Origin of the sequence: Aeromonas sp. R6-2 (assembly GCF_040908155.1) — a bacterium.
Taxonomy (GTDB): Bacteria; Pseudomonadota; Gammaproteobacteria; order Enterobacterales; family Aeromonadaceae; genus Aeromonas; species Aeromonas schubertii.
On the sequence record NZ_JBFODE010000016.1, the window covers coordinates 1 to 6,344 of the forward strand.

Here is a 6,344-nt window from a genome sequence, read left to right on the forward strand (position 1 = left end):
ATTTGTTAAAGAACGTTGCCTTGTCGGCTGAGGCTGCGCATCTTACGCTCCTCATTTTGAAAGTCAAGCGTCATTATCGCTTTTCTTTCGCAGCCAGGTTGGCGTTGCCAACTCGCTGACCATCCGGCGTCATCCGCCGTGCTGGTGAGGGCGCATTATAGGGAGGCACGCCGGGATGGCAAGGCTTTTTCAACAGTTTTATGGATTTTTGGTTTGCTTGACGAAAAAAGGAGCCGAAAGCTCCTTTTTTATACTTTTCAGTGGCGATTCAAGCGGCCTTGCGCTCCATTTCGCTCTGACGTGACTGGATATAGGCGATCCAGCTATCGGCTCTCTGTTGCCACTCCCGGCTTCTGCGCAGCTGGGTCGCCAACTGTAGCGCCTCGCCATAGTTTTCTGCCTGCAAGTGGAGTTGCACCAACAGGGCCTTGGCACGCAGCCCCTCTTTACCAGTCACACGCTGCAATGCGATCAGCTGTTTTCTCGCCTCCTGGCCATGCCCCTGCTGAAGCATCAACTCGGCAGCGCGCAGGGCCGGCTTACTCTCTTTATTAAGCGCGGCAAGCCTCTGCCAGGACGCGATCGCTTTGTCCCACTCCCGCGCGCCCTCCCACAGCTGCGCCTGCAATTGCAGGTTCGCGGCAGAGGCGGACAACTTGCCGCTGGCGATGGCAGTCTCGAGCAGGCGAGCGCCACGATAAGGGAGACCTTGCCAGGCATAGAGGCGGACCAGCTGATTACGGGTACTCTCTTCACTCAGCACTTTGCGGTCGACCGCAGTCTGCAGCAGGGCCAGCGCCTCCCGGCCCTGCCGGGCGGAGAGCCGCAGCGACACCGCCTGTAGCCACCACTTGCCTTCCTTCTGCTCACGGGCGATGAGCTGTTCGGCGACATCGGCCGCCTGCCCATAGCGCTTGAGCCCATGCAGGGCAGAGAGGCGGATGATGGCGGTGCCCTGGTGCCACCCCTTGCGCAGGAGCTGCTCACTCAAATTGGCCGCCTCGGCATACTGACGATTGTGGAAATAGAGACCCGCCAGACGGAACTGCAGATCCTTGTCACTTTGCAGGGCCAGCGCAGCCTTGTAGCTACTGATAGCTTGGGGCCACTTCTCCTGCTGGGCAGCGACGTCTCCTTGCAGCCGTAACAGCCCACGGCGCTGCTCCTTGGGCCACTCCTTATATGCCAGTGCCAGCGCCACCTGGCGGGCAGCCAGATCCCAGCGCCCACTGTTGGCTGCGGCCGAGGCACGCAGCTGCGCCAACCAGGCCTGCTCGGCCGGAGTATCCGGCTTGAGCGCGGCGGCCTTGGTCTCGGTAGCCTGCCACTGCTTGCCTTCATAGAGTTTCATCAGGGGAGCCAGCTGGCGTGAGAAGCCCGGGCTCACCGTGATGGCCCAGGCACTCTGCCCTGCGAGAAGTAGGGCACACAACCAGAGTCGTTTCATCGCTTAACTCTCCAACCTGAATTTGAGGGTCACGACCTGGGCGATCGCCCCGGTTTCTCCCTTGCGTGCCTGATAGCGCCATTTGCGCAGGGCCTGCATGGCGGCCCGCTCGAACTGGCCGCGTGGATTGGCCGAAACAATGGTCACGTCCTGCACCTGACCGTTAGGATCGACCACAAACTTGAGGGTCACCTCTCCCTCGATCCCGGCCTGCTGGGCGCGATAGGGATAAATCGGTTCGATCCGTTGCAACGGGGTCAGCAGACCACTGACACCGATCCCATCGACTAGCCCGTTCGGGCTTCCCGCCTGCTGGCCATGGAAGTTGCCGCTAAACGTCGCCGGATCTTGCGCTCCGGGCGCCACATCGGGCATGGCCAAGGTCACCGGACTCACCCCCGCGATATCGAGGGGAGGCGCCACCATAGGCACAGGCTCCAGGCTGAGCGCCGGGGTAGAGACCGACTGCATGGTCGGCATGGGCTCTACCTCTGGCAGCGGCTCGGGTTCCGGTGGCACCGGGCGCTCCTGGGTCGCTACCTGGAGATCGGGCTCCTGCATCTTGATGACGATGCTGCGCGACTCGCTCGCGCTACGCGCACGCAGGTCTGGCTCGACCAGGGTTGCCATGAACAACAGCACGGCCAGGGTAAGCGGCACCCCAAGCAGCAGGCTGATGAGATAGCGCTTCATCGCGGCGTCACCGCCACGGCGATATTGGCCACACCGGCGGCCTTGGCCTCGTCCATCACCCGCACCACACGGCCATGAGGCACCCGCTCGTCGGCCTGGATTACCAGGCTGGCCTCCGGCTGCTCGGCGAGCATGCGCGCCAGGCTGGCCTTGACGCGTTCCACATCGACCGGCCTGCGGTCGAGGTAGATATCCCCCTTGGCACCGATCGCCAACATGATGCTGGACGACTTCTGGGCCTTGGCCTGGGTCGCCTCGGGACGATGTACCTCGAGCCCCACCTCACGGACGAAAGAGGTAGTGACGATGAAGAAGATCAGCATGATGAAGACGATATCGAGCATGGGGGTCATGTCGATCTGGATTTCGTCACGCTGACGTTTGGGTTGTCTTCTCATTGGTTACAACTTCCTATTCGGCGCCCATGCCATCGCGAGTCTGTTCGAGCAGGCGGCGCGCCTGGCTCTCGAGACGGCTGAGGATCAATACCCCGATGAGAGCCACGACCATACCGGCCATGGTCGGGATGGTGGCACGGGAGATGCCGCTGGCCATGCTCTCGGGATTGAAGCGGTTGGCCATGGCCAGGGCGTCAAACACCCCTATCATGCCGGTGACGGTGCCGAGCAGTCCCAGCATGGGGCAGAGCACCACCAGAGTGCGGATAAAGAGGAGATGACGTTGCAGCTCCAGCTCGGCCTGGGCGATCCAGCGGGTACGGATCGCCTTGGCCTGCCAGCTGGTGCGCTCGGCGCGGGCACGCCAGTTGGTCAGCAGCGAATGCTGCACGGCGCGATAGCCCCCCCACAGATAGAGCAGCCGCTCCAGGATCAGGCACCACATCACCAGCAGTAGTCCCAGGATCACCCAGAGAATGGGGCCACCACGCCCCATGAATTGCTGCAACTGTTCCCACACGGCCATCATCAGGCAACGCGCTCCGTCTTGCTCTGGGTAAGACCGGTGGCTTCGGCACGTTCGGCCAGAATGCCGGCCACCTGCTGCTCAAGCAGGTTGGAGAGCTCACTGAAACGCGACTGCAGCAGGCTGTGGGCCAGGATCAGTGGAATAGCCGCCACCAAACCCTGCACCGTGGTCACCAGCGCCATCGAGATGCCGCCGGCCATGATCTTGGGATCGCCGGTGCCGAACTGGGTAATGGCCTGGAAGGTTCCAATCATGCCGGTCACGGTACCGAGCAGGCCCAACATGGGGGCCACTGCGGCGATCACCTTGACCATGCCGATGCCGCGCTCAAGACGCGGGTTTTCCTGCAAGATCGCCTCATCAAGGCGCAGTTCCAGGGTTTCCATCGGCAGGTGGGGATACTGTTTCTCCACTGCCAGCACACGCCCCAGCGCGTTGCGCTCGTCGTGGACCGACTCGCCCACCTGGCGACGCACGGTCTTGAGTTCATGAGAGAGCAGCACCAGACGCACTCCGGCGATGCCAAGACCGGCCAGGGCCAGCGCCAGTATGATGTAGCCGACCGTGCCACCTTGTTGCAGCCGTTGGGTGAAGGTCGGCATCTCGGCCAACATGGCCAGCACGGCACCATGGGAGGGATCGATGGCCACCGCCTCGCCTTCCGCCCCCTGATAATCGCGATAACCATCAAGTACCTTGCCCGACAGGTTGGCTATCGGTTGCAGCCCTTGCGGGGTCACTTGCACCAGACCCTGCTCGGCCGCCAGGGTGAAGGCGCCGAAACGGGTCAGCGGCTGGGTCGCGGCGACCCCTTCGGCACCATTCACCTGTGCGCTGAAGCGCGCAACCTGAGCCGACGCCTTCATCTCCCCGAGCAACAGCTCGGGCAGCAGCGCCAGGGCGTAGCGGTCCGGCACTGTCTTGTCATCGCTCAGCGCGTGCAGCGGTTGGAGACGATCGGGATATTGCGCCTGCACGGCAGAGGCCTCGAGCAGGGTCATGGCCTCCTTGGCCCCCTGGCGACTGACGGCAAACAACTCATCCATGCCGCTTGAGGCACTCAACCACGCCTTGTTCAACTCGCTCAGCTGCTTCTCATTACTGGCAAAGCGATCGCCGAGCGACTGGCTTTCTGCCTGGGCACTGGCGAGCTTGGCTTTGGCCTGAGCCAGCTGGCTTTTCAGAGTAGCCAGCTCCTGGCCGGCCGCCTGCTCGCGCGCCTGTTCTTCGGCCGAAAACTGCGGGGCTGCCTGGACGCCAAATGCCAACGCCAGGATCAGGGGTAGAGCCTTCATTGAGAGATCTCCTGACGAGCGGTAGACAGAGGCAAGGTGAGCAGGCTCGGAGTCTGCTTCTCCTTGGCCAGGGCGATCGCCTGGCCGATAGCATCGTGCCAGGCCGCATCAAGCGGCTGCCATGCCTTGACCTCGGCAGACCAGCGCCAGGCTCCCGTGCCATCGGTGGTCATGGCAAGCAGGGCGATACGCCCCAGTGCGACCACATTGACCAAGCGCTCGCTTCCCTCCAGCGCCAGATGCTGCTGCCACACGTCGAGACGGCTGCCGTATTCGGCCTCCACCTGGTACGCCTGCAGCAAGACACGGAACTTCTCGGCCTCGCTCACGTCGGCACGGGCCAGGGTCTCTTTCAGGTTCTGCAGACGCGCGGCGCGATCGGCGGAACGTAGCGGCAGATCGCCGGCTACCCAAGCCTCAAGGTCAGACTGCATCTTGAGTAGCAATGGCACCAAGCCATGGCAGGTCTCTTCCACCTCAGCCAGCTGATTCTGCAGCCTTGTTATATCGCGCTCCTGGCCGACCACCATACCCCGCATGTACAGGTTATAGGAGGCGAGGTCCTTGAGTTGACGCTCGGTAGCCAACAGCTCTTGGCGAGCAATTACGGCAGCATCGGCTGCGTGTGCTACTTTTTTCTGGGAGGCCTCTCCTGAGGCCAGATCTTCCATCAACGCATTCGGCACCGGAGACTGGGCACAAGCCAAGTGGGTAAAGCAGAAGGGCACGAGGAACGCCAACACACTCTTAGTCATGGTCGCAAGCCACATAGTTGATAACGCTTATCATTATCCCAAACTTGGTCTAATGAAGCAAATCATGGAATTTCGTTGCGACCCGCGCTATGCGCGGATAAGGTGAGCCGAGAATTTGCACGCAACTTGTCGACATTCTCGACAAAAGGAGAGCAACTTGTACAACGACAAGCTTTGGGAACATATAGAGACGTTCACCAGGGCAAGAAACACCCTCGATATGCAGAGGTCCCTGGAGCGTTTTAGCCACAAAATGGGGTTTGACTACTTCCGGCTGCTTATCATCTTCCCGATAAGCATGAACAAGTCACACGTAGCCCTGTTTAACAACTGCCCACTTAGCTGGTTTCAGGCCTACTGCGAAAACCGCTATCTGACCCAGGATCCTGTCGTCTGTCTCGGCCTGAGGCAAACGCTACCCATTTTCTGGAATTCGCTGGACTACAACCAACCCTGGCTGCCGGCAGGTAGCCGGGATGTAATGAATCTGGCCGAAGACTTTGGGGTGCGTAACGGGGTCTCTTTCCCTCTTTACAGCCCCAATGGTGAACGAGGCATTCTCTCCTTCATCACCAAGGAGCAGAGTAACAGCGAGCTGATGTTTGAGAATGTACCAACACTCTCGTTTTGCGCCAGCTATATCTTCAATGCGGCACTCGAGCTGGTAAAACGCAAACCCGAAATAGCTCGACATCTGACGACACTCTCCAGCCGTGAGAAAGAATGCCTGTTTTGGGCCAGTGAAGGGAAAACATCCTGGGAAATTGCGACGATTCTGGGTATCAGTGAGCGGACGGTCAACTTCCACCTGACCCAGGTCACCAATAAAACAGACTCACGAAACCGTAATCAGGCAATTGCCAAGACGATTTCCAGTGGACTGATCGTCCCGTCTCTGGACGATGTGAATATCACTAATATACGCCTTTCATAAGGCGTTTTGATGTTCGGACTTAAAAACAAAAAGGCCTCCCGCTTGGGAGGCCTTCTCATTGAATAGGTGCCTGACTGTGTCCTACTCTCGCATGGCATCTGCCACACTACCATCGGCGCTACGACATTTCACTTCTGTGTTCGGCATGGGAACAGGTGGTTCTATCGTGCTATTGCCGTCAGGCAAAAACTTTTAAATTATGGTGCTGATACCCAGAATCGAACTGGGGACCTCATCCTTACCAAGGATGCGCTCTACCGACTGAGCCATATCAGCACAAAACCGGTCGAAAC

The 6,344-nt window shown here is 60.0% G+C and carries 7 protein-coding genes, 1 tRNA gene and 1 rRNA gene; 1 reads left to right on the forward strand and 8 read right to left on the reverse strand.

The window, feature by feature from the left end; translation table 11 throughout:
• Positions 1-268: 268 nt before the first annotated feature.
• The 6 genes from AB5Y48_RS02570 to AB5Y48_RS02595 are packed head-to-tail and all read right to left on the reverse strand — an operon-like array spanning position 269 to position 5,132.
• On the reverse strand, positions 269-1,447 hold the full coding sequence (locus AB5Y48_RS02570; RefSeq protein WP_368163692.1) for a tetratricopeptide repeat protein: 1,179 nt from the start codon (positions 1,445-1,447) through the stop codon (positions 269-271).
• Between the two features lie 3 nt (positions 1,448-1,450).
• Positions 1,451-2,140 carry a TonB family protein gene (locus AB5Y48_RS02575; RefSeq protein WP_368163693.1) on the reverse strand — a complete coding sequence of 230 codons (690 nt, stop codon included), beginning with the start codon at positions 2,138-2,140 and terminating at the stop codon, positions 1,451-1,453.
• Positions 2,137-2,538 (reverse strand): ExbD/TolR family protein, encoded by a 402-nt coding sequence (locus AB5Y48_RS02580; protein WP_368163694.1) that lies wholly within the window; start codon positions 2,536-2,538, stop codon positions 2,137-2,139. Before AB5Y48_RS02580 ends, AB5Y48_RS02575 begins: the two co-directional genes overlap by 4 nt.
• Before the next feature lie 13 nt (positions 2,539-2,551).
• Positions 2,552-3,070 carry a MotA/TolQ/ExbB proton channel family protein gene (locus AB5Y48_RS02585; protein ID WP_043158326.1) on the reverse strand — a complete coding sequence of 173 codons (519 nt, stop codon included), beginning with the start codon at positions 3,068-3,070 and terminating at the stop codon, positions 2,552-2,554.
• Positions 3,067-4,362 carry a MotA/TolQ/ExbB proton channel family protein gene (locus AB5Y48_RS02590; RefSeq protein WP_368163695.1) on the reverse strand — a complete coding sequence of 432 codons (1,296 nt, stop codon included), beginning with the start codon at positions 4,360-4,362 and terminating at the stop codon, positions 3,067-3,069. The genes AB5Y48_RS02585 and AB5Y48_RS02590 overlap by 4 nt, the downstream gene beginning before the upstream one ends.
• A complete protein-coding gene (locus tag AB5Y48_RS02595; RefSeq protein WP_368163696.1) occupies positions 4,359-5,132 on the reverse strand; it encodes a DUF3450 domain-containing protein in 774 nt (257 codons plus the stop codon). Before AB5Y48_RS02595 ends, AB5Y48_RS02590 begins: the two co-directional genes overlap by 4 nt.
• Positions 5,133-5,274: 142 nt before the next feature.
• Here AB5Y48_RS02595 and AB5Y48_RS02600 point away from each other — a divergent pair, with 142 nt between their 5' ends.
• Positions 5,275-6,051, forward strand: a complete 777-nt coding sequence (locus AB5Y48_RS02600; protein ID WP_050664782.1) for a LuxR family transcriptional regulator — start codon at positions 5,275-5,277, stop codon at positions 6,049-6,051.
• A gap of 68 nt (positions 6,052-6,119) precedes the next feature.
• Here AB5Y48_RS02600 and rrf read toward each other — a convergent pair.
• A 5S ribosomal RNA gene (rrf, locus tag AB5Y48_RS02605) occupies positions 6,120-6,234 on the reverse strand.
• A gap of 17 nt (positions 6,235-6,251) precedes the next feature.
• A tRNA-Thr gene (locus AB5Y48_RS02610) sits at positions 6,252-6,327 on the reverse strand.
• Positions 6,328-6,344: the final 17 nt, after the last annotated feature.